Raw genomic sequence first — 26,220 nt, 5'->3', positions numbered from 1 at the left:
TCCTGCTGCGATGCACCTGGCTTGACCCGGCAGAGAAAGAGGCCCGTCGTTTGCATCTGCAGGGTATGACGGTTCTGGATTATACGGTGAAGGTGAGAAAGTGGTTTTGTGTGATGTGTGACGAAGATTATGAAGGAGAAAAGTGCTGCCCGCGTTGTGGTACCGGGGTATACAGCAGGGCGTGGGGGCGGCAGGAGGTGCTGTCGGAAGATGCCAGGGCTGATAATCCGTTACAGAGGTTGTAATGGTTGCCTCTGGCGCAGTTTGCGGTGATGCCGTTCCCGGGAATGGATTGCCAGTGCGGGGACTGTGGAGCTTAATTCCGGTGTTGGTGGCCTTTCCGTTGATTTTATGCCAACAGCCCCCCTGTGACTGACAGGCTGCCTCGTCATTCCATTCGTGTCTCCAGTAACAGGATTTTATTGTGCCGGTTCAGGCGTGCGTTTCCCGGCGCGTCTGCACCGGCTTAACCAAATTCAACAGGGATAAAATAGTGTAAATAACCGAAGTATTACTTGCAGAATCGGGGGAAGCATCCGGGGTTTTATTCAACAGGCATGGGAGGCTCCGGCTCTGACAGACATTGTACTGTGGAATGTTGTTACAGGTTGGGGCGGCAACCGTGCCAGGAGACCATGAGCCGTTCACGGCATTAAAGGCCACACTTCAGTCGTTTACATTCCCTGTGGTGGCAGGCATCTTCCGTTAAGGCGTCAGAGCGTTACCAACGTTATGTTGTCATGGCTCACCTTTCATAGTCGATGCTTATCTGGTGACTGAAACTAGCCGCAGATAAAGAGTGTGAAGTTGATACCATGGAGTGGAGTGACGTGCAGGCAGGAGATTCGCTCTATGCAGGGTTGTGAGATGAATTCAAACCGGCTGTCAGCGCCAGTAATATTTGAAGATTCGTCCGGTTGTTATCCAGTGTGCATTAAAAACCCAGACATTATGGACAATACAACGGCTTCCATAACAGGGAGGAGCCTGTTTATTATCCGGGCGTAATGACTAACCTTTGTGGGCTTTTTCCCGTCGTGCTTTTAACGTTGAAGGCATTTTCTGCCTGCCGATTCAGGACAGCGACAAAAGCCATATCAGACTATTGGTCAATGATGACCAGCGTCTGGAGTAGATGATAAGCCAAATTGATAAACTGGAATATGTGATGAAAGTGCAACGTAATCAGTCCAATCCGACGATGTTTAACAAGAGTACGGTGTTTTTTCAGTAAGTCATTCGTCTTCTGAATCAGGTGTAATGATCTTTACAGAAGCATTCCGGCAGTGCGTAACATAATCTGCCGGTAACGGACGCTCGCTAATCAGAACATCAAATGCAGAGAGCGGTGCGAGGCTGGCAGAGGCTACTTCATCGAACAAGGCGTGGCGGGCGAGCAAAATTTTCCTTAGTCCACGGGCCATCGCTTTACGCTTAGTGGCAAGATCTTCGGGATTAAACCAGCTGACGCCAAAGTGATCATGTACACCGCTGGCGGAAATAAATATTTTTCGCGGATTGAGAGAGTCTAATGGCGAAGAGTTACTGGCATCGTAAAAAGCATCACTTCTGGCACGATACGTACCACCACAAAGTATTGCTGTCACATTAGGTTTTTCATTCAACGCAACAAAGACACGATGTGAGTAACAGATGCCAGTGAAGGTGATTGCATCCGGGATCATGCTTATAACGAGCGGTATCTCCTGGCCATTATCAAAGAAGATCAGATCATTTTCATTAACCATTCCGGCGGCCAGAATTGCAATAGGTAAGTCATCACGATGATTTCTCGGAACGTCCTGGATTACTGGCATGGATGGTGCGGGTTTATGCACCATTACAATATAGCCACCCAGTAGGGTCAGTGGCAGAGGTTCATCTTCCTGATGGAGATCGCGACGAATAGTCATTACAGAAACTTCCAGCATTCGTGCCGCGTCTTTCAAATGGATTCTGTCGGTTTTCTTAAGTATTTCAATCAAACGTCGGATACGCTCTTTTTGCTTCGTTTCCATCAACTCTCTCCGTAAAATGTTATAAAAATAACATTATGGCATTAGTAAACATTGTTTTAGTTACCATACTATACGACCGACCCTTTGAAATGAAAAGGGTATAGACTGCTGAATTTTCGGTATTAATCCTGTTAGGTTGCTTATGATTAGATAGTGTTGGCCTGAGTGATAAGACTGGAAGTCTATTAAATAAACATCGGGTTGATGTGCTAATCGCGATCTCAGTCACAAATGATGCAAAAGTAACATGCTAATGTTATTTAAATACCATTGTTATGCGAAAGTTTATAAGAGGTAGTGAAATGGACATTGCAGTTATTGGTTCCAATATGGTGGATCTCATTACTTACACTAATCAGATGCCTAAAGAAGGAGAAACTCTGGAAGCACCTGCCTTCAAAATCGGATGTGGTGGGAAAGGTGCTAATCAAGCGGTGGCGGCGGCTAAATTGAATTCAAAAGTCCTGATGCTGACTAAAGTAGGTGATGATATTTTTGCGGATAATACTATTCGTAATCTCGAATCATGGGGAATTAATACCACTTATGTTGAGAAAGTCCCCTGTACCAGCAGTGGTGTTGCACCGATCTTTGTTAATGCCAACTCGAGCAATAGTATATTAATAATTAAGGGAGCGAATAAATTTCTTTCCCCGGAAGATATCGATCGAGCTGCAGAAGATCTGAAAAAATGCAAATTGATCGTTTTACAACTGGAAGTTCAACTGGAAACAGTTTACCACGCGATTGAGTTTGGTAAGAAAAATGGTATTGAAGTGTTATTAAATCCGGCTCCGGCATTGCGTGAGTTAGATATGTCTTATGCCTGCAAATGTGATTTCTTTATCCCGAATGAAACAGAACTGGAAATATTAACCGGTATGTCGGTTGATACTTATGATCATATTCGTTTGGCCGCACGTTCGTTAGTTGATAAAGGGCTGAACAATATTATTGTTACCATGAGCGAAAAAGGCGCATTATGGATGACCCGCGATCAGGAAGTCCATGTTCCTGCATTCAAAGTAAATGCTGTTGATACTAGTGGCGCTGGTGACGCATTTATTGGTTGCTTTTCCCATTATTATGTTCAAAGCGGTGATGTTGAAGCCGCTTTGAAAAAAGCCGCTCTCTTTGCCGCTTTCAGCGTCACAGGGAAAGGTACGCAATCATCTTATCCGAGTATTGAACAATTTAATGAATTTTTAACCTTAAACGAATAATCATCCTGCACAGTTAAAGGTAGCACTATGAACGATAAAAACATCATTCAGATGCCTGATGGGTATCTGAATAAGACTCCCTTGTTCCAGTTTATTTTGTTATCGTGTTTATTCCCGCTATGGGGATGCGCAGCTGCATTAAATGACATATTAATCACTCAATTCAAAAGTGTATTTTCGCTAAGTAACTTTGCTTCAGCATTGGTGCAGAGCGCATTTTATGGAGGTTATTTTTTAATTGCAATACCAGCATCCCTTGTGATTAAAAAGACCAGTTATAAGGTGGCAATTTTAATTGGCCTGACGCTGTATATTGGTGGTTGTACACTTTTTTTCCCTGCCTCGCATATGGCAACCTACACTATGTTCCTTGCAGCTATTTTTGCGATTGCGATTGGCCTGAGTTTCCTTGAAACTGCAGCGAACACATACAGTTCAATGATCGGTCCAAAAGCCTATGCCACATTGCGGCTCAATATCAGCCAGACCTTTTATCCGATTGGTGCTGCGTCTGGTATTTTATTGGGCAAATATCTGGTTTTCTCCGAGGGGGAAAGCCTTGAAAAGCAGATGTCAGGAATGAACGCCGAGCAAATTCACAACTTTAAGGTGCTGATGTTAGAGAACACCCTTGAACCGTATAAGTATATGATTATGATTCTGGTTGTGGTCATGGTGTTGTTCCTTTTAACCCGCTTCCCAACCTGTAAAGTGGCACAGACAAGTCACCATAAACGCCCGTCAGCAATGGATACGCTGCGCTATCTGGCTAGAAATCCGCGCTTTCGTCGCGGTATTGTGGCGCAGTTCCTTTATGTGGGTATGCAGGTCGCAGTATGGTCATTTACCATCCGTCTGGCGCTGGAGTTGGGCGATATCAACGAACGTGATGCTTCAAACTTCATGGTCTATAGCTTTGCCTGCTTCTTTATTGGCAAGTTTATAGCCAATATCCTTATGACGCGTTTTAATCCGGAAAAAGTATTGATTCTCTATTCCGTTATAGGGGCGCTGTTCCTGGCATATGTTGCACTGGCTCCAAGTTTCAGCGCGGTCTATGTCGCCGTCCTGGTAAGTGTTTTGTTTGGCCCTTGCTGGGCGACGATCTATGCAGGAACACTGGATACAGTTGATAACGAACATACAGAAATGGCAGGAGCAGTCATTGTTATGGCTATTGTCGGTGCCGCGGTGGTTCCGGCAATTCAGGGATATATTGCAGATATGTTCCACTCACTACAGCTTTCATTCCTGGTTTCTATGCTCTGCTTTGTCTATGTCGGAGTCTACTTCTGGCGTGAAAGCAAAGTACGTACCGCACTGGCTGAAGTCACAGCGTCCTGAGGAGAATCGTTATGAGTACGCGTATTAATTTGTGGCGGGCGCTTTTTGGCGAGAAACCTCGTATCTTGCTGGAAAATAGTGATTTTACTGTCACGTCTTTTCGATATGACAGCGGTGTCGAGGGGCTTAAAATTGCAAACAGTCGTGGACATTTGATTATTCTTCCCTGGATGGGGCAGATGATTTGGGATGCGCAATTTGATGGACACGGCCTCACCATGTGCAATATGTTTCGCCAGCCTAAACCGGCGACAGAGGTGATAGAGACCTATGGCTGTTTTGCTTTTCATTCAGGTTTGCTGGCTAATGGCTGCCCATCTGTGGAAGATACTCATCTGCTACACGGTGAAATGGCCTGTGCCGCGATGGATGAAGCATGGCTGGAATTAGACGGAGATATGTTACGCCTTAACGGGCGTTACGAGTATGTAATGGGTTTCGGTCATCATTATCTGGCTCAGCCAACAGTGGTCCTTCACAAATCCTCTACACTGTTCGATATTAAGATGGCCGTAACCAATCTGGCTTCTGTAGATATGCCACTACAATATATGTGCCACATGAATTATGCATATATACCAAATGCTACATTCAGCCAGAATATCCCGGACGAAATATTAAGATTGCGTGAATCAGTGCCTTCGCATGTTAATCCCACCGCTCAGTGGCTGGCGTTTAATCAACGGATTATGCAGGGAGAAGCCTCTCTGTCGACGCTGAGTCAACCGGAATTTTATGATCCAGAAATTGTCTTCTTTGCAGACAAACTGGACGCTTATACAGATCAGCCAGAGTTTCGCATGATCTCTCCCGATGGCACTACGTTTGTTACTCGTTTCTACAGTGCTGAACTAAATTATGTGACACGCTGGATCCTTTATAACGGAGAGCAACAGGTAGCCGCCTTTGCATTACCTGCAACCTGTCGGCCTGAGGGGTATCTTGCCGCGCAACGTAATGGCACGCTGATTCAGGTTGCACCGCAGCAAACGCGCACTTTTACAGTCACCACAGGAATTGAATAACCACTCAAGGCCTGAACAGCGGCGCGCTTATCGTTAAGGTAAGCGCGTTTTTTTACCCGCCAGGACAAGACTATGATAGCGTTGCCCTTATAGACGATCACATTATCGTCCACTCCAAATTTGCGCAACTACTGTAGAGTGGTGTACTCCACAGCTTCTTTGAGGAGCTTAACCTCCATTGTTTTCTTACCGAGCAAGCACTGCAACTCTTTTATTTATTTGTAGTGGTCAACAAAAACTGGTCACAATTTCAGTTTTTTTCCAGTATCTATTTTCCGATTCGTTCGGCGGTAATCCACCGTTATATTCATGAGGCCGGAGTGCACTATAAAAGTGTATGCGTAAACCGACTGCTGTATGTAGCCATTAAGCCAGTATTGGTAACATAGGTACCCACCTTTTCAACTAGTGGACACCTGTTATGGAACAAAAAACATTATCAGTTGAACCCCGCAGGTCATTTTCAAATGAGTTTAAACTTCAAATGGTTAAACTGGCTTTACAACCAAGGGGTTCTGTTGCCCGTATTGCCCGGGAGCATGATATCAATGATAATCTTCTGTTCAAATGGCTCAGGCTCTCGCTGATCAAAGGGCGTATATCACGGCGTCTTCCGGTAACGAACTCTTCTGGCATTGGCGTTGAATTATTACCTGTGGAGATGACGCTGGATGAGCGGCCTTACCCCGTTTTTTACGCGAGGTAATTATGAAGATCAATGACTAGCCGTCGAACCGTGTGCATGAACTGCTGCACTGAAACTTCTCAGCTGTAAAATAATCCTTACGCTACGTACTTCTCGGAGCGCTTACGATTAATCGGATGCAGTCCTGACTGGAAGAAAGAAAAATGGAGAAAATAAGAGGAATTAATATCCTCCACGTTCCTGAAATCCTGGAGGATATTAATGTCATCAAAATATTAGCGAACGATAATCCCTAACAAAATACCCAGTGCGCCAAAGTCAGCATCACTGAAGGTGGTGTTAGCAAAACCAATATCACCCAGCACCGGCAATAAGAATACTGGCAGGAAGGTAATAAGCAAGCCCTGAGCGAAGGCACCCAAAATCGCACCACGACGTCCACCCGTTGCATTACCGAATACCCCTGCAGCTGCACCTACGAAGAAGTGCGGCACCACACCAGGAATAATCACGATCATGTTCAGCAGATACAACGTGAACATACCGATTAAACCTGCAGCAAAGCTACTCAGGAAACCAACCAGTACAGCGTTAGGTGCGTAAGGGAAGACGACCGGGCAATCGAGAGCAGGTCTGGCATTCGGAACCAGCTTGTCTGAAATACCTTTGAATGCCGGGACAATCTCCGCAATCACCATGCGCACACCCTGCAGAATGATGTACACGCCAGCTGCGAAGGTAATGGATTGCATGATAGAGAACATGAACCAGTTTTTACCACCGCTAAGCTCTTTCACCGCATCTGCACCCGCAAACAGGCACGTCACCAGGAAAATTATGCTCATGGTAAAAGAGATAGCAACCGGCGTGTCGCGCAAGAACAGCAGACTTTTCGGCACATTCATGTCTTCAGTCGAGTGCTCTTTATTACCAAACTTGCTGCCGATGAAACCGGCCAATACATAAGATAATGTTGAGAAGTGGCCGATGGCAACGTCATCAGAACCGGTCACTTTCTTCATGTACGGATGCGCAATAGCCGGGAAAAAGACCATTGCCACGCCAACAACCAAAGAGCCAACGGCTATAAGCGTAATGCCGGTCATGCCTGCTGTTGCCAGAATTACCGCTACCATCATCGACATAAACAACGTGTGATGACCGGTCAGGAAGATAAATTTCCACGGTGTGAAACGGGCAATCATAATGTTGATAACCATCGCAAAGAACATAATCATCGCCATTTCTTTCCCGAAGCTTTTCTGCGCTACGGAAACAATGGCTTCATTGTTCGGCACTACACCCTGAATACCAAAGGCATGCTGGAAAATGTTTGCGAAGTCACCCAGTGACGACACAACTAAACCCGCCCCTGCGCCTAAAATCACAAACCCCATAATGGTCTTGACGGTACCTTTAATGCATTCGGTTACCGGTTTTTTCTGTGCAATCAGGCCAATCAGGGCGATTAAACCGACCAGCACTGCGGGTTCGGAAAGTACATCGCTCATCAAAAAACGAAAGAAATCCATATCGCCCCCAGCTTACAGTGCGCCTAATTCGGTTAATACCACGGACAAACGTTCTCTCATGGCTTTCTTATCAATCATATTTTCCAGTGCGACGATTTTGCCTGCGACAGACTGCGCGGCTAACTGCTCGGCAATGTCTTTGGTGCCGACATAGATATCACTCGGCGTCCCTTTCGCGGAGCCCAGGTCGACGTGATCAACATCAGCGCTGACGGACAAATCCTTCAAAATGCTTTTAATGCTCATTTCCATCATCAGGCTGGTGCCTAAGCCGTTACCGCAAACCACTGTAATTTTCATAAATGTTCCTCTGGATTAATAGCGCGCAATAACAGACAAAATGTCCTGCGTCGTTTTGGCCGTCAAAATGGCCTGTATGTCTTTTTCGTTATCGAATAACTTGGCGAGTTGAGAAATCGCTTCAATGTGGCTGGTACTGTCGGTTGCAGCCAGCACAATCAGTAATTTCACTGGATCGTTTTCATCGGCATCAAAATTCACACCTGAAGGGATCAGGGTCAGTGCTAATGACAGCTTGTTAGCCCCCTCTTCCGGGCGCGCATGAGGCATCGCAATACCAGGGCCAACCACATAGTACGGACCGATAGTGTCGTGCGAGTGATAGATCGCATCAACATAACGCGGTTCGATAGAGCCGTTTTCAATCAACGGTCGGCATGAAATCGCCACGGCTTCCCGCCAGTCTTTGACCTGTTCCACGACCTGAACGACCTCTGTATTTAATAGATTTTTTAACATGCTACTGATAACTCCCGATGATAATTAACAGGAGAGTAGATATTTTACGCATTAATTAATGTGATGATTGTCGCATTTGATAGCGCTATCTGATAACGCTACCAATCTTTGTGATAGCGCTATCATTTCTCTGCCGCCATGCTTTGGCTATATTCGGTTCCTGCATATACAATGCAACAGGATATTTGCTACCGTGGGCAAAAACTGGAAAGAGTAATGGTGAAATAAAAGTAATGAAAACAGCTGGTTGTAATTATCCATGGAGTCGAAATGGAAAAAACACGTAAGCGCCGTGGTACCGGACGGGTGACGCTGCAGGAGGTCGCTAACTTTGCAGGTGTCGGAACTATGACCGTTTCCCGCGCGCTGAGAACACCGGAACAGGTTTCTGACAAGCTGAGGGAAAAGATAGAACAGGCCGTAGAAGAGTTGGGTTATATTCCCAACAGAACTGCTGGCGCCCTTGCATCTGGTCACAGTCATACAGTCGCCGTACTGGTTCCTTCCCTGACAGATAAAGCCAGCTCCCGCTTTATGCAGTCATTACAGCAGGTGCTTAATAAAAATGAATTCCAACTACTGCTTGGGTGTCATGAGTATAATCAGCTCAAAGAAGCTGAAATTCTGATGACGCTTCTTCAAGGCAACCCGGCGGCGTTAGTTATTTTTGGTTCTCAGTTGGCTGATAAAACTCACCAGATACTCGAGAAAACAAATATACCTACCATTAACGTTATCGGTTCCCCTTTCAGTCCGGCTCAAATTACCATCGAAACAGCATTTTTTGAAGCATCACATAAACTGACCGAACATCTGCTGGAGCAGGGTTATAAGAATATCGGATTTATCGGTGCGCATATGGACAACCGCCTGCAACGTCAGCAACTGAACGGCTGGCATAAAGCAATGCTGAGCCATTACCAGAACACTGATCTTGTTATCACCATGCCGGATGCCGCAAGTCTGCAATTGGGGCGTTACGCATTAAACGAGATATTACTGCGACAACCAGAGCTGGATGCTGTGATTTGCAGCCACGAAGAGATTGCGCTGGGTATAATGTTTGAGTGCCAGCGGCGTTTGTTAAAAATCCCTGGAAATATCGCTGTAGCTTGTCTTGACGGTTCAGACAATTGCGATCAAACACACCCAACTTTGACATCCATCCGTATTGACTACAAAAAAATGGGGATAGAGACAGGTAAGTTACTGATTGGACTATTGAATAATAATCATGATGAATCAGAAGAGTCGCGTATCGTGCAATTCAACTACCAGATAGAATTACGTCAGAGTACATGAGCCTAAAAGAGCGCTATTACAAAGTTAGCTATTGTGGTAGGGATAGCCGTTTCCGGCTATTCCCCGCGCAGTTCCGGATGTATGCTGCTAACGCATCCATTCCTACTTCAGGTATTTGGCGTAGAAGCGGATGCTAAAAACTTGTCGCAAAACCGCAATATCAGCCTGCAGTATCGCTCTCCAGATTATCCATTCCTATATTGATGACAACGACAGGTAAGACTGTGACTCACCAAACTTGGATGTTTTTCTGAGCTTAAAGCTCGTTGCGTGAATAAGGCGAGAGTCAGCGAATCTCATTGAGGCCCGCAGCACCGGCTGCAATAAGGATATAGAGCAGCAATCTACCGTCAACGTCAAAAACACGGAAGCCTTGCAAACGGGATGCGTTCATATAAACAACATGGAGCAGCAACAGTACGATGCCTGTTGTTGCTCAGTCAGGACCTTTTCTGCCATGCGCGAGCCAGCGTCACGATTGATAAATAATGTTCGCAACTGATTACTTTACTGCAACAGACGTGGTTGGTAATAAGCACTGGCGGACAATGCAGGATGGAAGGCTGTTTTCAGGTTGTCCGTTCAGGTACGTTAGATCAGTTCGTTGCGCTAAAGACAACTGTTCAGTCCCTTATGTTACCCGTTATGGCAACCATTGCCCGGTGATAACCGGGCGTGTCATCTGTGCATCCGTTGATTCGTGTGGACTGATAAAGTTTTGTCTGCTGAATCGTTATACGGAATGCTCTTCAGTATGCGTAAGAGAATTTGAGGTTCATATTCATTGATTCAGATTTTTTGAAGAATCACCACATGGGATGTCCATGTGGTTGTATAACTCAGGGCCAGCGCTTAATAATGATGGATGTATTAATGCCGCCAAAGGCAAAGTTGTTACTCTGCAAAAACTCACAATCAACCTTGCGGGCTTCATGCATGATGTAATCCAGCGCGCCACAATTCGGGTCTGGTTTATTCAGGTTTAGCGTAGGCGCAAACCAACCTTCGCGCATCATTTGCAGACTCATCCAGGCTTCGAGCGCGCCACAGGCACCAAGCGTATGACCAAAATAACTTTTCAGCGAGGAGAGCGGCACATTATCACCGTAAATGGTTGCTGTCGCCAGACTTTCTGCCATATCACCGCGATCGGTCGCCGTACCATGCGCTGAAATATAGCCGATATCTTGTGCGCTTAACCCTGCGATTTTCAGCGATTGCTCCATACAATACTGCATGGTTTCGCGCTGCGGCTGGGTAATATGTGCCGCGTCGCAGTTCGTCGCAAAGCCGACGATTTCACCGTAAATGGTCGCGCCGCGCGCTTTGGCATGCTCCAGTTCTTCGAGAATGAGCGTACCTGCGCCTTCACCAATCACCAGTCCGTCGCGGTTTTCATCGAACGGTGAAGGTGTGGTTTTCGGCGCATCATTGTGCTGGCTGGTGGCAAAAAGGGTATCAAACACTGCTGCTTCTGAAGGGCATAACTCTTCGGCACCACCGGCAACCATCACCGTTTGATAACCGTGGCGAATGGCTTCCCACGCATAACCGATCGCCTGGCTGCCGGAGGTACAGGCGCTGGAGGTTGGGATCACCCGCCCGCGCAGGCCGAAAAAGAGGCCAGTATTAACAGCGGTGGTGTGCGGCATCATCTGCACATAGGTGGTGCCAGTGATGTTGTTCGTGTGCTTTTCAGTCAGCATGGTGGCAAATTCGCTCACCGGACCGGTACTGCCGGTCGATGAACCGTACGCAATGCCCGTTTCGCCGCTGGTTAATATCGGATCGCCAATCAACCCTGCCTGCTCTAACGCCAGCTCGCTGGCACGGGTCGACATTTGCGACACGCGGCCCATCGCACGGATACGCTTGCGGGTGTAGTGCTCCGGTAGCGTGAAATCATCAACAGGCGCGCCAAGCAGGGTGTGCAGCCCATCGTAGACCTGCCACTCCGGCATTTTGCGCACCGCATTTTCATACGCCAGTAAGCGTGCAGAAACGTCCTGCCAGTTTTCACCAAAGGCAGTCACGCCGCCCATTCCTGTAATCACTACGCGACGTGTCATAACATCCCTCCGTTGATGGAAATAACCTGGCGGGTGACGTAACCCGCAATATCAGACATTAAATAACTGGCAAGCCCGGCAACTTCTTCCGCCTGGCCCATACGTTTCATGGGGATCATCGACATTGCCTCTTTCAGAGCGCTTTCTTCCATTTCGATCATCCCGGTATCAATAAGCCCTGGCGCGATGCAATTGACGGTGATTTTGCGCTTTGCGAGTTCGATAGCCAGTGCTTTTGTTGCGCCGATAATTCCGGCTTTGGCTGCGCTGTAATTCACCTGGCCGCGATTGCCCATTACGCCGGAAACCGAGGACAGCGTGATGATGCGCCCACCCTGGCGCGCGCCGATCATTGGCATAATGCACGGCTGAATGACGTTGTAGAAACTGTCGAGGTTGGTGTGGATCACCGCATCCCAGTCGTCATCGCTTAAAGCCGGAAAAGCGGCATCGCGGGCGATCCCGGCGTTACTGACCACGCCGTACCAGGCACCGTGTTGCGCGATCTCATGCTCCAGCACTTCCCGACACTGTTCGCGGTTTGCGACGTCGAAACTGAGCAAACGCCCGTTACCCCCGTTGGCGACAATGGCATTCAGCGTTTCCTGAGCGCCTGTGGCGTCACGGTGATAGTGAACGCCAATGTTAAAGCCGTCTGCCGCAAGCTTGCAGGCGATGGCGCGACCAATGCCTTTGCTGGCACCAGTAACCAGAACTGAACGACTCATCAGGACGCTCCTTGTTGAAACAGGGTGGTAAGTTCTTCCGCGGTCGGCTGGAAGGTGTTAATGCGGCCCGTCGCCTCGCCGTCGTTGATGCTGCACTCAAAGCTGCCGAAGCGATCGTCCTGCATCAGCAGTTTGACGGTAATGGTCAGCGTCTGGCCTGCGGGCAGAATGCCAGTGGTGCAAAGCAATTCACGCGCGCCCAGTATCATCCCTAACTCAATACTGTTTTTGCCCTGCTGGTGGCGATGCCAGCCAGACCAGACGCCGACGGTTTGCGCCATCAGTTCAAGGGCAAACCAGCCAGGGAGATTGCCGTCCGGGTCGAGAAACGGTGCCAGTACGCCACTGGGCGAAACCGTCACGCGGCACACCGCGCTGTCATCGCTGACGCTCACCACGTCTTCCAGCAGTAACATGGGCGCGTCGTGGGGCAGATAAGCGCCGGGGGATAAATAGTGGCTCACGAAACCCTCCCGAGCAGAATGCTGGCGTTATTGCCGCCAAAGGCGAAGGAATTGGACAGGATCACCGGACGTGCCAGCGGCTGCGGTTTTTCGATAATGCCACACGGTGGCAGCGTGGGATCGCGCGGCGACAGGCTGAAGTCCTGAGCGGGCAGCGGTAAATCACGCTGTAAAATCAACATACTAATTGCCGCCTCGGTAATGCCAGCCGCGCCGAGCGTGTGTCCGGTCAAATGTTTGGTGGAGCTGCACGGTACGCGTTCGCCAAACAGGGCGTTAACCACCATTGATTCAATCTGGTCGTTGAGCTGTGTAGCGGTGCCGTGCAGGTTGATATAGCCGACGTCATCCGGCGTAAGCTGCGCATCGGTCAGCGCCTGATTAATAGCGCGGATCGCTCCTTCGCCCTGCGGATGCGGGGCTGAAATATGGTAAGCGTCGCTCGATTCACCAACGCCCAGCAACGCGATGGGCTGCGGTTCCCGGGTCAGCAGCATTAGCCCCGCCCCTTCACCAATGGTGATACCTGCGCGGTCACGACTAAACGGCTGACATAAGGTTGGCGAGAGCGATTCGAGGCTGTGAAAACCGTTAATCGGCATTCGGCTCAGGGTGTCTGCGCCACCCACAATGGCGGCATCGACCAGCCCCGCTTCGATAAGCCTGCGCCCGCTGATCATTGCTCTGGCACTGGAGGAGCAGGCGGTTGAAAGGGTATAAGCCGGGCCGTCGAGCGCCAGCCAGTGGCTGAGAAAACGCGACGGATCGCCGAGTTCTTGTTGTGCATAGTGCCACGTGGTGCTCGGCTGCCCGTGGGTGTGCAGGTTAACGTGCGTGTCGCCTTCATGCAGGCCGGAGGTGCTGGTGCCAAGCACAATCGCGATGCGCTCGCAGCCATATTTCGCGATAGCGTCATCAACCTGCGGCTGGAGCTGCGCCAGCGCCGCCAGCAGGATCTGATTGTTGCGCGAGCGATGCGCAGCGAATTTTTCCGGGATAAGCGGAAGCTCGCCATCCACGCCAGCCAGGACCGCCTGCGGATGCCCCTGCAACCAGCCTGCGCGTGGGCGCATGCCGGGGGCGACACCGCGAGCCAGGTTGGCTGCGATTTCGTCAAGGTTATTTCCCAGGGCGTTGATCATGCCGACGGCGGAAATATAAATCATATCAGTCACCTAAGTATTGAATGGTGATGTGGTATTTAAAGACATGCTGCTCAATTCTGATTGGCACGCGTTTTCCCTGGCGATTCAGATAGGTGATTTCCGTGACCAGTTTGCCGCTGGTGTTACGCAGCTCGCGTTTGTCACCGTTGTCGCGAAGTGTCCATCCTGCGGGAAGTTGCGCCTCCCAGGCGCTAATCGGCCAGTGGCTGAGCATCACGTCAGCCAGTACCTGACTTGCGGGCGGTAACTGTGGGACGACGATGGATTGCTCGGCGCGTAGCCCTTGCGCATCGTAGGTCACCAGAAACAGGCGAATGCCGACCGACGACAGCCCGGCAAGGGTGATTTTCTGATCGTCGGCGTTAAGCATCACTAACAGCGACTGGGTTTTGCCGTTGAAGCTGCCGGTCAACAGTTGCTGCGAATTGACTGCGGGTGAAATCCCTGGTGCCGGCAGCGTGATGCGCGTGCCAGGTTGCAGCCACGCCTGCGGGCGGCCTTCCTGTTCTGGTTGCGAGTGGCTACAGCCGGTGAGGATAAGCGTAGCGGTCAGGGCGAACGCTCGCCAGAATGTGGATTTGATCATTTTTTTGTTCTCTTTTTATCGGGCATAGCCAGCGGCGAAAGCAGGAAGGCGGTGAAAATACCGCTCACCAGCACAATGCCAAAACTGCTGATGGCCTGGGTGGCGCTGAATACCAGCATTCCCAGCGTCAGCAAGGTGGTGAGCATTGCCAGCGCGATCGCCAGTAGCGAAGTTAACGGTGTACCGCGCGGATTACTGAAAAACAGCGTGTAGTTGATACCGATGCCAAGCACCAGCACCAGCGCCAGCAGCGAAAAGAGATTCACCGCCTGCCCGCTCATCGCCAGCACCGCCAGACCACAGCCCAGCGAAAGCACCGAAGGCACCAGGCTGATAAGCCCTTTGCGCCAGCCGAGACGGGCCACTGCGCCGCAGGCAATCACTGCCAGCGCCACCAGCAACAAGCCGGTTAAGACGTAGCGGTAAAGTGCGAACAATTCATCAAAGGAGCTTTTGCGATCAACCCAGGCAATGCCGCAAGGGTAATAGCTGGCGATTTCCTGCAACAATGCGCTACTTTTAACCCCTTCAACCGGCACCAGTACACCGCTTTCGCCGTTTTCCAGCGTCAGCCACAGCAGACGCCAGCCTTCACTGGCGGGGCTTGCCAGCCATTCATCGACCTTCACCGGCATGGCGTTGAGATCTGGTTTCACCGCCGTCAGCCCTGCATTTTGCAGTGCTTTTGTTACCGTCGGGGCAGCCGTTTTCAGCAGGTCTAAGTCTTCCTCCTGCCGCGCCAGGGAGTTCAGCGGAATAGTGCGGTAGTTGCTGATAAGCCCCTCTTTTTTCGCATACTCAAGTGAGGCGGTATATTTCTCCAGTCGCCGCAATGTTTGCTGTGGGGAGTCGCCGTAAACTACAAACCATTTTTGATCGACGCTTTGTCCGGTCAGGGCGGTAATGGCTTTCTCCTGCGCCAGAATGTGCTGCGGCAGCGCCTGTAACTGCGAGATATCGTCATCGACGCGCAGCATTGACATCCCCGCCAGCGAAAACAGCGCCAGCGCAACGGGCAGACCCCGCGACAGTTTTTTATTGCGCCGCCACGCTGCCAGCCAGCGTAGCATCAGCGCCATCGCCGGAACCGGGCGCACCGGCAGACCACGGCACAGCCACGGATGCCAGAACAGGACGGTCAGACAAGAGGCGCTCAACCCGACGGCGGCAAAAATCGCCATCTGGCGAATGCCGGGGAAGGGGGCGAGCATCATAATCAGATATGCCGCCACGGTTGTGAGCAGCGCCAGCAGCAGGGCATTGCGTACTTTCGCCAGGCTTTGCCACGGCGAAACGTCGTTGCCGTGCACCATCCGCTCGGTGAGATAATAGAGCGTGTAGTCAGCGGAAATGCCGATAACGCTCATGCTCATCACCAGCGTCATCAGGTGTAATTCACCGAAAATCAACAATGTGGCGGCCGTTCCCGCCAGCGCGCCGATGCCGATGGAAATCACGCAAAGCAGCAACGGGCGCAAAGAGCGGAACACCGCCACAATCAGCAATATCACCCCCAGCAGCGTTGCCACGCCCAGGGTGGAGATATCCTGCTTCGCCTGTTGGCTGGCGTAATCGCTGTAAAACACCGTGCCGCGTGAGAGCAACTGCGCCTGCGGGTAACGCGTTTTCAGAGCCTTTTCCAGCGTATTCAGGGTCGTGATGAGCTGGTGGGTTTGCTGCATATCAAACGACGATCCCGCCAGTTCGCCGTGCAGCAGATACCAGTAATGGCCCTGGGGATCCTGCGTCACCAGCCAGCCGTCCATTAGTCGTAAACGCTGGCCATTTTTCGCCATCGCCAGCTGCGAGCCGCGCATTAACATCAGCGGATCGTTTTGCAGCTCCTTGCCGCTTACCCCGGAGAACGCAGAATAAAGCTGGGAGAGGATCCACTTCGCCTGCGCTTCGCCGCCATTTTGCAGGCGGGCGCGGGTGTCGGGGTCAATCAGGCCGTTGCGGTGCTGCCAGAAAAACGCTCCCCACGCCTGCTGGCTGGCGGCATCCATTGGCCCTTTAATGTCGCCGAGCGCAGCGGATTTTTGCAGCAGCGTCAGCCACTCCTGAGCCACCCTGGGATTAGCCTCTTTACCGGGGCTGACCAGCCACACCAGTTGGCGGTCCAGACGCTGCATAAAGCCGTCATTCAGCGCCGGAGGAATATCGCCCATCGCCTGTTTGGGTAACATAGCCAGCACGCTACTGTTCAGTCGTGATTGTGGCAGCAGGATCAGCAACGCCGCCGCCATGACCAGGCAGACTAGCCCCCATAACAGCGCGGGGCGTTTACTGGGTGGCAAAGCGTTGGCGTTCGTCATCGGTCAGTTGCGCTGGTGTCAGTTGATGTTGGGTAAGAGCGATATCGGTGCGATCGCCCTGTTTATCATTAAGCTGAATGCTCTCCAGATAGGTTTGCCCGGCGAGATCGATGGTGTTGAAAATTTTGTCCAGCGGCGTGGTGGTCGGCGTCAGGCGCAGCGTCCAGCGGCCTTCGCCTTTGTCGGCAAATTCGACGCGGAAGTTTTGTTCCAGCACTTTGCGATCGGCCTGGAACAGCGCGCGCAGCAGGTGGTTAAACTGGAACATCTGTGGGTTGTTTTCTGCCGTGATGATTTGCGGCGGCTGACCGTTGATCACCTGCACCATGCGTTTATCGTCCAGTAATAGTTGCATGGGGAACGGTGAGGTTTGATCCCACAATAACCCCTGGTCGCGGGCGATCAACATCTGACCCTGAGATCGCAGCGGCTGCGGCAGATCTTTAATCGTCCGGGTTTGATCGAAATGGGCGCGGATCACCGGTTGTTCGGTAAAGCGTTGCTGAAGATCGTCCCGGGTCAGGGCGCTCACAAACGGGCTAATCAGCAGCGCCAGCAGCGGTAAAAATTTCATGGTTTGACTCCCATGCGTTCAAACAGAATATCGGGGCTGACAAAGCACAGTTCGCGGCTTTGCTCGTCGACTGCGACCTGAATGGTGTATCCGGTGGTGGCGCGTTTGCCCGTTTCGGCATCGAAAATCTGATAGCCAATCCGCAGACGGTTTTCGAACTCTTCGATATGCGCACGCACGCGGATGCGTTGCTCAAAGGTGAGGGCGTGGCGATATTTCACCCGCGCATCGACCACTGGCCACAAATAACCGGACTCTTTCATCTGCCGATAGCCGTAATTGAACTGGTTGAGCAGCGCCTCGCGGGCCACTTCAAAGTAGCGAAAATAGTTACCGTGCCAGGCCACGCCCATCATATCGACGTCGTGAAAGGGAATGGTCAGCTCGACTTCAGCGGTAAATCGGGGATCGTTAAGCACCCTTTACTCCTTGTCCTGAATTTCCGGCAGTTGCCAGAAATCGAAAAAATTAAACCAGTCGAGGGGCGACTGGAGCGCGTAATGTTCCAGACGCGCGGCGTAGTGGTCGATAGCGTTTTGCAGCGCCTGTTGGCGTTCGCCACGCGGCAACAGCAGCGGGTCGGCAAAGGTTTCGCAGTGAATATGCAGCTTGCCGTGCTGGCGTAGGGCGAAAATCAGATTCACCGGGCAGCGCAAAATAGAGGCGAGAATAAACGGCCCCTGTGGGAAGGGCGCAGGCTGGCCCATAAACGGACTCCAGCAGACGCGCCAGTCGCCGCCGCGTTGCGGGGTGACGGCGATGCGGTCACCGACAATCGCCACCCATTCGCCGTTATCCAGCTTCTCTTTCAGCAGGATGGCGGTTTCCGGGCCGATATCTGTTACCGGCATCAGGTTAATGCCTGCCTGGGGAGCCATCTCCTGCATTATCTGTTTAAAGCGTTGGGCGTTTTCGCTAAACACCAGCGCGTTAATGGTTTTGTAGCCCTCAATTTTTGCCAGCGCCCGGCACACTTCCACATCGCCAAGATGTGAGGCCAGCAGCAATTTGCCGCGCGGATCGCGGACGTCAAGCGCCGCTTCTGCGCCTGGCGCAAACAGCACATCACGCCCGAGTTGCAGCTCGCCGCGCCAGCTGGCGATTTTGTCGAGCATGGCGTTGCCGAAACGTAGAAAGTGCTGATAGCTGTTGATTTTTGCTGCCTGTGGTTGTTGTTGGCGCACACGGGCGAGCCAGTCTTGCGACGCTTTACGCGCACGAGCAGCGGTGAGCCAGTAGACGCCAACCACCGGGTAAAGCAGCGCGGTAAACGCCGTTCTTCCCAGCAGACGCCAGACCAGCAGCATCAGGCGCATTCCCCATAACCCTTTAACTTCACTCTGCCGCGCCCAGTGGCTGGAAGAGTGGCACATCAGCAGTGAAGGAATACGCGGCAACATGCCGAAAAACAGACGCGTGTGCATGAGCGAGATGCGGACGTTATCTTTCAGGGCATCAAAATGCGAAAGCCCGTCCAGTGGATAGGTGACGCGGGTCGGCACGAAATAGCTGGTATTTCCCTGCCAGTAGAGGCGCACCATCACTTCGGTGTCGAAATCCATCCGCTTGCCGATGGTGGCGCGTTTTGCCAGTTGCAGCGTCGGCGCAACCGGATAAACGCGAAAACCGCACATGCTGTCTTTCAGTTGCAGGGAGAGCGTTTCGATCCATACCCAGACGTGGGTGACCCAGCGCCCGTACAGCCGTGAGCGGGGAATGGAGTCATCGTAAATTGGCTGACCGGAGATCAGCGCCACAGGGTGTTGTTCAGCGAGTGCCAGCAGTTTGGGGATATCTTCAATCGCATGTTGACCGTCAGCATCCACCTGCACCGCATGGCTGAACCCTGCGTCTGCCGCTGCCTGCAAGCCACGCATCACCGCTGCGCCTTTACCTGCGTTTTCTGCCAGGCGAATTAAGGTCACGCCAGGCTGTTCGCTAACCAGATTATCCAGTTGCTGTTGCGTGGCGGCATCGCTGCCGTCATCCACCACAATACAGGGCAGATTAAATGGCTTAAGACGCGCCAGCACGCCCGGCATCATCGCGCCGTGGTTGTAGCAGGGGATCAACACGCAGGGAGAAAAGTTTACCGACATAGACGGATCTTCCCGCTACTGGCGGTGTGGCGGGCGTCACCGTCGTGACGCTGATAGCAGAAAGTGAGTACCTGACTTGTTTCCTGCCATGTTAATTGCAGGGTAACAGTCGTCTCAGGTATAAGTGGCGCCAGAAATTTAACATTCTGGATACTACGAAAACGCCAGCCCGGAGCAAGCAGCGTGGTAGCATAATGCATTACCCAGTCCAACTGGGCCACGCCTGGTAACAGAGGCTGTACGGCAAAATGACCATTAAACCAGTAGAGCATCGGGTCAAGGTATAGAACGATTTCCATCTCCTGCGGTTGAACCAGATGGCGCTCAATTTCATGGCGTATCATGAAATAACTCCTGTAATTGCGCATAGACACGCTTGTTCATACTGTTTACTGGTATTTCATCAATAATGCGCCAGTAACGAGGTACTGCAACAGGTTCAAGCCATGGTAATAGTGCTTTGCGCCAGGACAACTCCAGAGTTTTCCCTCCGGAGCATTGCCATATTTGACGGGCCTCTTTATTTGGTACAACCACGACACCGATAGCCTGGCGGCCATTGCGTATTAATGGTATTGCAGCGACATCCATAATACCGTCAAGTGCCAGAAGTCGTTGTTCGATTTCAACCAGTGATATCCGCTTCTCCTCTATTTTTACCACTCGACCACGTCGTCCGATCAGGTGGAACTGACCGTTTTCATTGAATTGCAACATATCGTCAAGCACCAATCCTTCAGCAGGGATTAGTGGCGAAAAGACACGAACCCCCTCACTTTCCTGTGAAAGATGAACATCAGAAAAAGTAAACCAGGGGATATTATCCTGTTGACGGTAACGCCATGCGAGAATACCTGTTTCGGTACTACCATAGATTTCATCGGGCCATATATTCAGCCAGGTGGAAGTTTTCTCTACATCCTGCCATGGTAGCATACCGCCGGCAGAGAGAATCATTTCCACTGGGGGAGGCGTCAGATGAAGGTCGAGTCGCTTAAGGAACGCCGGGCTGCTGACAAAGGCATAGCGGTAGGTATGGCTTAATGCGGCAAGTTGCTCAGAATACCAGAGCATTGCGGCATGCAATGGCAGGCCAAGTGCCATGGGTAAAAAAATACGGAAAGTTAGCCCATACAGGTGCTGAGGCATCACGGATGCTACAAAACGACAGCCCAGTAGTCGGTCTGCAAAGTGAGTTGCCAGCATGTTTGCTTCTTGATCAAGGCTGATAACAGGTTTTGCAATTTGTTTTGGTTGTCCGGTTGAACCCGATGTGAAAAGTTCAATAAACGCGTCAGAAGCAATATCATCAAAGGCTATCGTGCTGGTCGTCATCTGGTGAGATGTGCTTACAACAAACTGTGGACCGTTCCAGCCCAGCCTTTTATCACTCAGGACGCAATCAAACAAGGAGCGTTGTACATTTAACAAAGCGGCGCGATTATGGCCCGGGATTACCGGGATTTTACCTGAGTGTAGCGTGGCCAACAACGCTACAATAAAAAGATAGCTGTTTTCAAAACAAAGTGCCCAGCGATTGCCTGGCTGGTCGCGTAAATGGTCGATCAAAAGCGCTACATCATGCCGCAGATGCCCCAGTGTCCAGGTATATTCCCCAAGCCAGGCAACAGGAGTTGTTACAGGGCGAGAGGCTGTCAACCACTGTGAAAGTGAGAGAGTCTGATTCATGGTGTTTTCCGTTTGATCATCTTACGACGTATCAGCCATTCCCCTGCAGTCAGGAAACCTATCAGAAGGTAAGCAATGATACCGTTCCAGGCTGTCCACAAGGGCATGTTGCCATACAAGGTGGTAAATAACGCAATACTGCCATTGAAAATAAAAAACAGGCACCAGACCTGCGTTACGCGGCGGGTATATCGCACGGCCTTTTCCGGGAGGTCTGGCTCCTGCAAACGTGCCAGCCGCTCAACTATCGGCATTGTCGACCGCAGCGAACCGCCAAAAACCGCCAGCATGACTGCGTTAACCACTACCGGGTAAAACAGCAGTAACTGGTACGTTTTCAACAGAAAACTGGAGACACACAATACAATGCCCACAACAGCAACGATTTTTGTGACGACCTGGAGCGGCCCCGTCTGGCGACGGGGCTGGCGCAGGCGCAATAAAAGCAACAGCGCCATCAGCGGCAACAGCCAGTGCAGGCTGTTATGCACCAAACCTAGCCAGATTAAAAAAGGCCAGACGAGCAGCAATAATCCGGTCAGCAACTTAATCATCGGTAGCGAGCGAATGCCCGACATCAAATTAGCCTTCTTGTAGCAGGCGTTCTACAGCCTCGACAACATCCTGGACTGTACGCACTGCTTTAAACTCTTCCGGCTTGATTTTCTTACCGGTTTTCTTTTGCAGGTGCACAATCATGTCAACGGCGTCGATGCTGTCCAGTTCCAGATCTTCGTACAGTCGCGCTTCAGGTTTGATGTCCTGCGGATCGATTTCAAACAGCTTAACCAGCAGGGCTGAGACTTCCTGATAAATGGTTTGTTGGTCTGTCATGATGGTTTTCCTCAGGCACGTTGCGCAGCAATGAAAGAGGCCAGAGTGGCGACGGAGAAAAAGTGCTGACGCATTTCTTCGCTTTCCGCAGAGAGCACGATGCCGTACTCATTTTTTACTGCCAGTCCCAGTTCCAGTGCATCGATAGAGTCCAGCCCTAAACCGTCGCCAAACAGTGGCGCATTGATATCAATATCATCAGGAGTCAAGTCGTCCAGATTGAGGGTGCTGATGATGAGGTTTTTAATTTCCAGATAAAGCGCTTGCATTATTTATTCCTGATAGAGGTAAACAACCTTGCTGTAATTGAAGCAAAAGATGCCGGTTTAACTGTCTTGCAGCCAGCGTCGGCTCTTGTGAAGTTGCATCGTAAAATTTATTGATTTCTACCCGCCCACGGACTTCAACCGTAAAAAACGGCCTGGCAGGCGGGACGTCATACCACTTACTTTGTTTATCCAGCAGATGCTCGCTACAGCCGATCGTCACGATGCGTAAATCGCTGGTGCAGCGCACGGCAATATTCGCTGCACCGCGCTGTAACGTCATTTTTTCACCGGGCTTCGTTCGTGTGCCTTCGGGGAAAATCAGGATAGTGTCACCCTGTGCCAGTCGCTGTTGGCAGCGGGGTAACAGGGTTTCTGCTTCGCTGTTGATTAAATAATCTGCCGCTCGCACGACGCCGCCAAGAAAAGGATTTTTTAACAGCGCGCTTTTCACCAGGCAGTCAGTTTCTGGCATGACTGATGCCAGCAGCACGTAATCGATCAGCGTGGGATGATTGGCTACGACGAGGCAACCGCGTTCCTGACGTAAAATTTCAGCGCCATCAATACGATAATCCAGCACGCCAAGCCCTTTCGCGACAGTTAAAAACAGGCGAAAACTGGCGGCAATGCTGCGACGTGCCAAACGACGGCGGCGGGAAGTATCCCACACCAAAACTAACAATATGTTAAACCACACGACTGAAAGCAGCAGGCCGCCGAGACCAAACAGGACAAAACATAACCCGGTCATGACCAGTCGCCATGCCCATCCCAGGCGCGACATCAGCTTATTCATCTGCGGCTCCAGCGCCATTGCACGCGCTCGCCAGGCAGTGAAAAAGCATCTGCATTTTGTAAATAGTGCTGTAAAAACAAGATGCTTTGCGGCAGTGTTGTTTCATTTACCGCAATGGCTGGCTGCGTTTCACATTGCCAGTCATCGCCAGCTTCAATCACCAGCGCGACGGCGTACGGCCAGGTAGGCATTTCTGCGGGCAGTTGCGGGTGATAAAACTCAGGTAGAAAGCCATCAAAATCGACCATCAACACGCGCTGGTATCCCGCTTGTAGCAGGCTAAGCACTTCACACAAACCTTGCTGGAAACTGTCGCGACCAGCCGAAAGCGATGACGAAACGATCGGCTGTTTGGCCACAATGGTCAGGTTACCCACGGAAGAGTTGTGTACGGAAAGCGCGAAGTCCGTCGGAGAAAGCGCCTGTTCGGTTGCCAGTGCATGAACAATGCGGTAATTGCGCTCCAGTTCGCCATGACGACTGGTATACAAAACAGCGTCTGGCTGATGGCGGCGTAGCATTGTCAGACCGCATTCAACAGCCAGTTTGCTGCCTGAACTGAGACGACGAGCGGTCATCATTGGCAGTTCACTTAATTTTGCCAACGGCGCGGCAGGGTCAATCGCCCACGGCTGGCGCGACCATGCTTGCCATTGCTGCACATCGCTAAGTCCAGGCGCCAGTGCCTGCCAGTTGGTAATATTTAATGCAAATTTCATCAACGCGCGCCCGCGGTAAACCAAAATTATTAAGTGACGATTATTTCTTTTGGCATATCAAAAGTGTATGCCCAACGCCTAAATTATCGTGACGCTCTGCTACCTGGAATCCTGCTTTATTCAGATAGTCGTAAAATTTCTCTGCACTATAGAAACGGCTGTTACCGTTTGCCATGCAGGTAAAATAAAGTGAGGATGCATTCAGGCTAAACGATGTCGCTTCAAACCGCTGTGCATCCCAGAACAACTCCATGATGCAAAGTTTTGCGCCAGGCTTCATTACGCTGGCAATTTTGCTGAGTATGCTAATTATTTGTTCGGGTGAAAAACAGTCTAAAAATTGGCTCATCCACCAGATATCAGCCTCGCCTGGTAATGGGGCATCGCTTAGCATATCCACCGCATGGAAATCTATGCGATCAGAAAAACCTGCATTCGCGATATTTTTTTTCGCCAGTACGATTTGTTGTGGCAGATCTAATAACGTAACGGCGATGTTTTCATTGAATTTGCAGCAGCGCAAAGCCCACTTACCCGTATTGCCACCCACATCGTACAAGGTTGTGGGGTTGTTGGCGAATACATAAGGCAGTGCGGCGTTAAATGCGCCATCTGAATAGTAATGATCAAACGCAAACCAGCTATCACGTGCGACGTCTGGTAATTGCGAAAGTGCCGGATATATCGTCGGCCAGTCGCCAAATACTTTTAACCCGGAAGGTTTTCCTTCATTGAGTGAATCGGCAAGGAAGAAGAGCCCCTGGTAACAGACATCCTGGGTGAAATCCATATTCACGCGAGTCATAGTGTCATGCAGGAGGTAATGACCGATTTTCGCCAGGTAATAAATTCCCTCTTTACAGGTAATAATTCGCCCGCTTAAGCCCATATCCAGTAACACACCCACGGCATATTCATTCAGGACTGTGTGCTCAGTAATCGCATTAAGGGGAGCTCCCTGTTTACCCTGTTGATCCAAATAATCTAATATTCCTGCATTGCGCAGGCACAAAGCTGCCTGGAAAAGCATAGGAGCAAAGGCAATCCGCTGTGCTTCGGTGATGGCATCCAGTGCGCTGAGCGTGTCCTGTTCGTACATATATAACCATTCTTATAGAGAAAGTTAAATACTATCGGGCCATTCCAGCCCGATATCAGCATCACTATAACGTTGCTCCTGTAGATAAGTTAACCTGTATATCTTTATCTAGGTTACGCACCCAGCGGTTATAGTTTTTATGAATTTTTCCATCAGAAGCCTGCAGATTCAGGCTACTGTCATATTTGATGTTATAGTAGGTAGCTGTATATGTAATACGAACCTCTGCAACGTGATTTCGTGTTTGATAGCGAGCTTTAATAACTCCAGGGGACACTTGCGTCATAATCCACTTGCGCTGCGCACCTGCTTTCAAAATGGCATTTTTAACCTGCTCCTGAGTATGACCCACACTGACAGTGGTGCTTATCTGTTGCACTGGGGCCGTACGGGCACAGGCACTCAACATACTGATAAAAATTGTGATGGCAAACCATTTTATATAACGTTTCATTAGTGCCTCTTATGTATGCAATACAATTATATAATTAAATAGTAATAACAGACAGTATATCTGTATAAATCCCAGACTTCTTACCCGAAATATATTTGGGGTTATATTGGATTGTCAATGTTTGGTTGTGACAGGGACCAAAGATATGCCGGTATCATTTTTGTAAATGGTTTGTGAGGTGGAGAGCCCTCTGCGGTAAGCTCCCTCGACATTCCTTTTTTATTTATCCGCAGATATTCTTATTCTGATATTGATAAAACACGGGGTATGGATTGAGACTGAACAGCTTGTTGTGCCCGGTTTTAATGGTAAATGCATATGTGTCCCAGAATTGATATTGACTTCCTGGTACTCAATATTCTGAAAAGCTGAAGAAAGATCACGTTTTTGACATTTTTTTGATGTCTTGTCATAAAACTGTTTCATGACAGACTAGACTGGCCCCCTGAATCTCCAGACAACCAATATCACTTATTTAAGTGATAGTCTTAATACTAGTTTTTAGACTAG

At 50.3% G+C, this 26,220-nt stretch carries 28 protein-coding genes and 2 pseudogenes; 8 read left to right on the top strand and 22 right to left on the bottom strand.

Going from position 1 to position 26,220, the window contains the following annotated elements; all coding sequences use genetic code 11:
- A partial coding sequence (locus BEB54_RS25465; RefSeq protein WP_236943382.1) for a zinc-ribbon domain-containing protein occupies nt 1–245 on the top strand: 245 nt, incomplete at its 5' end.
- Nucleotides 246–1,007: 762 nt separating this feature from the next.
- Nucleotides 1,008–1,234, top strand: a pseudogene (locus BEB54_RS29055) (acetolactate synthase small subunit).
- A 1-nt stretch (nt 1,235) separates the two neighbouring features.
- Here the strand turns inward: BEB54_RS29055 and BEB54_RS25455 are convergent.
- The gene (locus BEB54_RS25455; protein WP_001315616.1) at nt 1,236–2,018 is read right to left on the bottom strand and encodes a DeoR family transcriptional regulator; all 783 of its coding nucleotides are present in this window, start codon (nt 2,016–2,018) and stop codon (nt 1,236–1,238) included.
- A gap of 302 nt (nt 2,019–2,320) precedes the next feature.
- Between BEB54_RS25455 and rbsK the strand changes: the two genes are divergently transcribed.
- The 4 genes from rbsK to BEB54_RS25435 all read left to right on the top strand — a co-directional run bounded on the left by rbsK (nt 2,321) and on the right by BEB54_RS25435 (nt 6,316).
- A complete protein-coding gene (gene rbsK / locus BEB54_RS25450) occupies nt 2,321–3,241 on the top strand; it encodes a ribokinase (protein WP_000350265.1) in 921 nt (306 codons plus the stop codon).
- Nucleotides 3,242–3,268: 27 nt separating this feature from the next.
- A complete protein-coding gene (gene fucP, locus BEB54_RS25445) occupies nt 3,269–4,585 on the top strand; it encodes an L-fucose:H+ symporter permease (RefSeq protein ID WP_000998349.1) in 1,317 nt (438 codons plus the stop codon).
- An 11-nt stretch (nt 4,586–4,596) separates the two neighbouring features.
- The gene (locus BEB54_RS25440) at nt 4,597–5,610 is read left to right on the top strand and encodes an aldose 1-epimerase family protein (RefSeq protein WP_000107477.1); all 1,014 of its coding nucleotides are present in this window, start codon (nt 4,597–4,599) and stop codon (nt 5,608–5,610) included.
- Nucleotides 5,611–6,031: 421 nt separating this feature from the next.
- Nucleotides 6,032–6,316, top strand: a complete 285-nt coding sequence (locus tag BEB54_RS25435) for a transposase (protein WP_000436084.1) — start codon at nt 6,032–6,034, stop codon at nt 6,314–6,316.
- Between the two features lie 215 nt (nt 6,317–6,531).
- Here the strand turns inward: BEB54_RS25435 and BEB54_RS25425 are convergent, their stop codons facing one another.
- From BEB54_RS25425 to BEB54_RS25415, 3 genes are read right to left on the bottom strand one after another with little or no spacing between them, the layout of a single operon-like run.
- Nucleotides 6,532–7,788 (bottom strand): PTS ascorbate transporter subunit IIC, encoded by a 1,257-nt coding sequence (locus tag BEB54_RS25425; RefSeq protein WP_000345347.1) that lies wholly within the window; start codon nt 7,786–7,788, stop codon nt 6,532–6,534.
- A gap of 12 nt (nt 7,789–7,800) precedes the next feature.
- Nucleotides 7,801–8,088, bottom strand: a complete 288-nt coding sequence (locus tag BEB54_RS25420; RefSeq protein ID WP_000705928.1) for a PTS sugar transporter subunit IIB — start codon at nt 8,086–8,088, stop codon at nt 7,801–7,803.
- A 15-nt stretch (nt 8,089–8,103) separates the two neighbouring features.
- On the bottom strand, nt 8,104–8,547 hold the full coding sequence (locus BEB54_RS25415) for a PTS sugar transporter subunit IIA (RefSeq protein ID WP_000916811.1): 444 nt from the start codon (nt 8,545–8,547) through the stop codon (nt 8,104–8,106).
- 270 nt (nt 8,548–8,817) lie between these two features.
- Here BEB54_RS25415 and BEB54_RS25410 point away from each other — a divergent pair, with 270 nt between their 5' ends.
- On the top strand, nt 8,818–9,849 hold the full coding sequence (locus tag BEB54_RS25410; RefSeq protein ID WP_000416157.1) for a LacI family DNA-binding transcriptional regulator: 1,032 nt from the start codon (nt 8,818–8,820) through the stop codon (nt 9,847–9,849).
- Between the two features lie 396 nt (nt 9,850–10,245).
- Nucleotides 10,246–10,515, top strand: a pseudogene (locus tag BEB54_RS29525) (hypothetical protein); the annotation flags it as partial.
- 173 nt (nt 10,516–10,688) lie between these two features.
- On the opposite strand, the gene BEB54_RS25400 reads toward BEB54_RS29525, so the two are convergent.
- The 18 genes from BEB54_RS25400 to BEB54_RS25315 all read right to left on the bottom strand — a co-directional run bounded on the left by BEB54_RS25400 (nt 10,689) and on the right by BEB54_RS25315 (nt 25,710).
- The gene (locus BEB54_RS25400; protein ID WP_000198472.1) at nt 10,689–11,918 is read right to left on the bottom strand and encodes a beta-ketoacyl-ACP synthase; all 1,230 of its coding nucleotides are present in this window, start codon (nt 11,916–11,918) and stop codon (nt 10,689–10,691) included.
- Nucleotides 11,915–12,646, bottom strand: coding sequence for a 3-ketoacyl-ACP reductase FabG2 (locus BEB54_RS25395; protein WP_000091658.1), 732 nt, complete (start codon nt 12,644–12,646; stop codon nt 11,915–11,917). The genes BEB54_RS25400 and BEB54_RS25395 overlap by 4 nt, the downstream gene beginning before the upstream one ends.
- Entirely contained in the window at nt 12,646–13,110 is a 465-nt protein-coding gene (locus tag BEB54_RS25390; protein WP_000020242.1) for an ApeP family dehydratase, read from the bottom strand. The genes BEB54_RS25395 and BEB54_RS25390 overlap by 1 nt, the downstream gene beginning before the upstream one ends.
- A complete protein-coding gene (locus BEB54_RS25385; protein ID WP_001350102.1) occupies nt 13,107–14,276 on the bottom strand; it encodes a beta-ketoacyl-[acyl-carrier-protein] synthase family protein in 1,170 nt (389 codons plus the stop codon). Before BEB54_RS25385 ends, BEB54_RS25390 begins: the two co-directional genes overlap by 4 nt.
- A 1-nt stretch (nt 14,277) precedes the next feature.
- Nucleotides 14,278–14,862 (bottom strand): DUF3261 domain-containing protein, encoded by a 585-nt coding sequence (locus tag BEB54_RS25380; RefSeq protein WP_000597698.1) that lies wholly within the window; start codon nt 14,860–14,862, stop codon nt 14,278–14,280.
- Nucleotides 14,859–17,177 (bottom strand): MMPL family transporter, encoded by a 2,319-nt coding sequence (locus tag BEB54_RS25375; RefSeq protein WP_000180160.1) that lies wholly within the window; start codon nt 17,175–17,177, stop codon nt 14,859–14,861. Before BEB54_RS25375 ends, BEB54_RS25380 begins: the two co-directional genes overlap by 4 nt.
- A complete protein-coding gene (locus BEB54_RS25370; protein WP_000670565.1) occupies nt 17,146–17,751 on the bottom strand; it encodes a LolA family protein in 606 nt (201 codons plus the stop codon). Before BEB54_RS25370 ends, BEB54_RS25375 begins: the two co-directional genes overlap by 32 nt.
- On the bottom strand, nt 17,748–18,170 hold the full coding sequence (locus BEB54_RS25365) for an acyl-CoA thioesterase (protein WP_000930891.1): 423 nt from the start codon (nt 18,168–18,170) through the stop codon (nt 17,748–17,750). The genes BEB54_RS25370 and BEB54_RS25365 overlap by 4 nt, the downstream gene beginning before the upstream one ends.
- A 3-nt stretch (nt 18,171–18,173) precedes the next feature.
- Nucleotides 18,174–19,850: a glycosyltransferase family 2 protein gene (locus tag BEB54_RS25360; protein ID WP_000115638.1), complete on the bottom strand. Its 1,677-nt coding sequence runs from the start codon at nt 19,848–19,850 to the stop codon at nt 18,174–18,176.
- Nucleotides 19,841–20,194 carry an ApeI family dehydratase gene (locus BEB54_RS25355; RefSeq protein WP_001304725.1) on the bottom strand — a complete coding sequence of 118 codons (354 nt, stop codon included), beginning with the start codon at nt 20,192–20,194 and terminating at the stop codon, nt 19,841–19,843. The genes BEB54_RS25360 and BEB54_RS25355 overlap by 10 nt, the downstream gene beginning before the upstream one ends.
- Entirely contained in the window at nt 20,181–21,539 is a 1,359-nt protein-coding gene (locus BEB54_RS25350) for an acyl-CoA synthetase (protein ID WP_001077065.1), read from the bottom strand. The genes BEB54_RS25355 and BEB54_RS25350 overlap by 14 nt, the downstream gene beginning before the upstream one ends.
- The gene (locus BEB54_RS25345) at nt 21,536–22,117 is read right to left on the bottom strand and encodes a hypothetical protein (protein WP_001350104.1); all 582 of its coding nucleotides are present in this window, start codon (nt 22,115–22,117) and stop codon (nt 21,536–21,538) included. Before BEB54_RS25345 ends, BEB54_RS25350 begins: the two co-directional genes overlap by 4 nt.
- Nucleotides 22,118–22,121: 4 nt before the next feature.
- Nucleotides 22,122–22,373 carry an acyl carrier protein gene (locus BEB54_RS25340; RefSeq protein WP_000132059.1) on the bottom strand — a complete coding sequence of 84 codons (252 nt, stop codon included), beginning with the start codon at nt 22,371–22,373 and terminating at the stop codon, nt 22,122–22,124.
- 11 nt (nt 22,374–22,384) lie between these two features.
- Entirely contained in the window at nt 22,385–22,642 is a 258-nt protein-coding gene (locus tag BEB54_RS25335) for a phosphopantetheine-binding protein (RefSeq protein WP_001148680.1), read from the bottom strand.
- On the bottom strand, nt 22,617–23,438 hold the full coding sequence (locus BEB54_RS25330; protein WP_001368747.1) for a lysophospholipid acyltransferase family protein: 822 nt from the start codon (nt 23,436–23,438) through the stop codon (nt 22,617–22,619). The genes BEB54_RS25335 and BEB54_RS25330 overlap by 26 nt, the downstream gene beginning before the upstream one ends.
- Nucleotides 23,435–24,157, bottom strand: a complete 723-nt coding sequence (locus BEB54_RS25325; protein WP_001350106.1) for a beta-ketoacyl synthase chain length factor — start codon at nt 24,155–24,157, stop codon at nt 23,435–23,437. Before BEB54_RS25325 ends, BEB54_RS25330 begins: the two co-directional genes overlap by 4 nt.
- Before the next feature lie 40 nt (nt 24,158–24,197).
- Entirely contained in the window at nt 24,198–25,256 is a 1,059-nt protein-coding gene (locus BEB54_RS25320) for a methyltransferase (protein WP_000273206.1), read from the bottom strand.
- Between the two features lie 64 nt (nt 25,257–25,320).
- Nucleotides 25,321–25,710: a hypothetical protein gene (locus BEB54_RS25315; protein WP_000833174.1), complete on the bottom strand. Its 390-nt coding sequence runs from the start codon at nt 25,708–25,710 to the stop codon at nt 25,321–25,323.
- Between the last annotated feature and the right edge of the window lie 510 nt (nt 25,711–26,220).

It is taken from the genome of Escherichia sp. MOD1-EC6021 (genome assembly GCF_002965245.1).
GTDB classification, from domain to species: domain Bacteria; phylum Pseudomonadota; class Gammaproteobacteria; order Enterobacterales; family Enterobacteriaceae; genus Escherichia; species Escherichia coli_F.
The sequence above is the reverse complement of the archived record's forward strand: the minus strand, read 5'-3'. Positions and strand labels throughout refer to the sequence as shown.

Bases quoted from the DNA above. Each gene is read 5' to 3' on its own strand.
- BEB54_RS25455 (WP_001315616.1), bottom strand. From the start codon at position 2,018: ATGGAAACGAAGCAAAAAGAGCGTATCCGACGTTTGATTGAAATACTT.
- rbsK (WP_000350265.1), top strand. From the start codon at position 2,321: ATGGACATTGCAGTTATTGGTTCCAATATGGTGGATCTCATTACTTAC.
- fucP (WP_000998349.1), top strand. From the start codon at position 3,269: ATGAACGATAAAAACATCATTCAGATGCCTGATGGGTATCTGAATAAG.
- BEB54_RS25440 (WP_000107477.1), top strand. From the start codon at position 4,597: ATGAGTACGCGTATTAATTTGTGGCGGGCGCTTTTTGGCGAGAAACCT.
- BEB54_RS25435 (WP_000436084.1), top strand. From the start codon at position 6,032: ATGGAACAAAAAACATTATCAGTTGAACCCCGCAGGTCATTTTCAAAT.
- BEB54_RS25425 (WP_000345347.1), bottom strand. From the start codon at position 7,788: ATGGATTTCTTTCGTTTTTTGATGAGCGATGTACTTTCCGAACCCGCA.
- BEB54_RS25420 (WP_000705928.1), bottom strand. From the start codon at position 8,088: ATGAAAATTACAGTGGTTTGCGGTAACGGCTTAGGCACCAGCCTGATG.
- BEB54_RS25415 (WP_000916811.1), bottom strand. From the start codon at position 8,547: ATGTTAAAAAATCTATTAAATACAGAGGTCGTTCAGGTCGTGGAACAG.
- BEB54_RS25410 (WP_000416157.1), top strand. From the start codon at position 8,818: ATGGAAAAAACACGTAAGCGCCGTGGTACCGGACGGGTGACGCTGCAG.
- BEB54_RS25400 (WP_000198472.1), bottom strand. From the start codon at position 11,918: ATGACACGTCGCGTAGTGATTACAGGAATGGGCGGCGTGACTGCCTTT.
- BEB54_RS25395 (WP_000091658.1), bottom strand. From the start codon at position 12,646: ATGAGTCGTTCAGTTCTGGTTACTGGTGCCAGCAAAGGCATTGGTCGC.
- BEB54_RS25385 (WP_001350102.1), bottom strand. From the start codon at position 14,276: ATGATTTATATTTCCGCCGTCGGCATGATCAACGCCCTGGGAAATAAC.
- BEB54_RS25380 (WP_000597698.1), bottom strand. From the start codon at position 14,862: ATGATCAAATCCACATTCTGGCGAGCGTTCGCCCTGACCGCTACGCTT.
- BEB54_RS25375 (WP_000180160.1), bottom strand. From the start codon at position 17,177: ATGACGAACGCCAACGCTTTGCCACCCAGTAAACGCCCCGCGCTGTTA.
- BEB54_RS25370 (WP_000670565.1), bottom strand. From the start codon at position 17,751: ATGAAATTTTTACCGCTGCTGGCGCTGCTGATTAGCCCGTTTGTGAGC.
- BEB54_RS25360 (WP_000115638.1), bottom strand. From the start codon at position 19,850: ATGTCGGTAAACTTTTCTCCCTGCGTGTTGATCCCCTGCTACAACCAC.
- BEB54_RS25355 (WP_001304725.1), bottom strand. From the start codon at position 20,194: ATGATACGCCATGAAATTGAGCGCCATCTGGTTCAACCGCAGGAGATG.
- BEB54_RS25350 (WP_001077065.1), bottom strand. From the start codon at position 21,539: ATGAATCAGACTCTCTCACTTTCACAGTGGTTGACAGCCTCTCGCCCT.
- BEB54_RS25345 (WP_001350104.1), bottom strand. From the start codon at position 22,117: ATGTCGGGCATTCGCTCGCTACCGATGATTAAGTTGCTGACCGGATTA.
- BEB54_RS25340 (WP_000132059.1), bottom strand. From the start codon at position 22,373: ATGACAGACCAACAAACCATTTATCAGGAAGTCTCAGCCCTGCTGGTT.
- BEB54_RS25335 (WP_001148680.1), bottom strand. From the start codon at position 22,642: ATGCAAGCGCTTTATCTGGAAATTAAAAACCTCATCATCAGCACCCTC.
- BEB54_RS25330 (WP_001368747.1), bottom strand. From the start codon at position 23,438: ATGAATAAGCTGATGTCGCGCCTGGGATGGGCATGGCGACTGGTCATG.
- BEB54_RS25325 (WP_001350106.1), bottom strand. From the start codon at position 24,157: ATGAAATTTGCATTAAATATTACCAACTGGCAGGCACTGGCGCCTGGA.
- BEB54_RS25320 (WP_000273206.1), bottom strand. From the start codon at position 25,256: ATGTACGAACAGGACACGCTCAGCGCACTGGATGCCATCACCGAAGCA.
- BEB54_RS25315 (WP_000833174.1), bottom strand. From the start codon at position 25,710: ATGAAACGTTATATAAAATGGTTTGCCATCACAATTTTTATCAGTATG.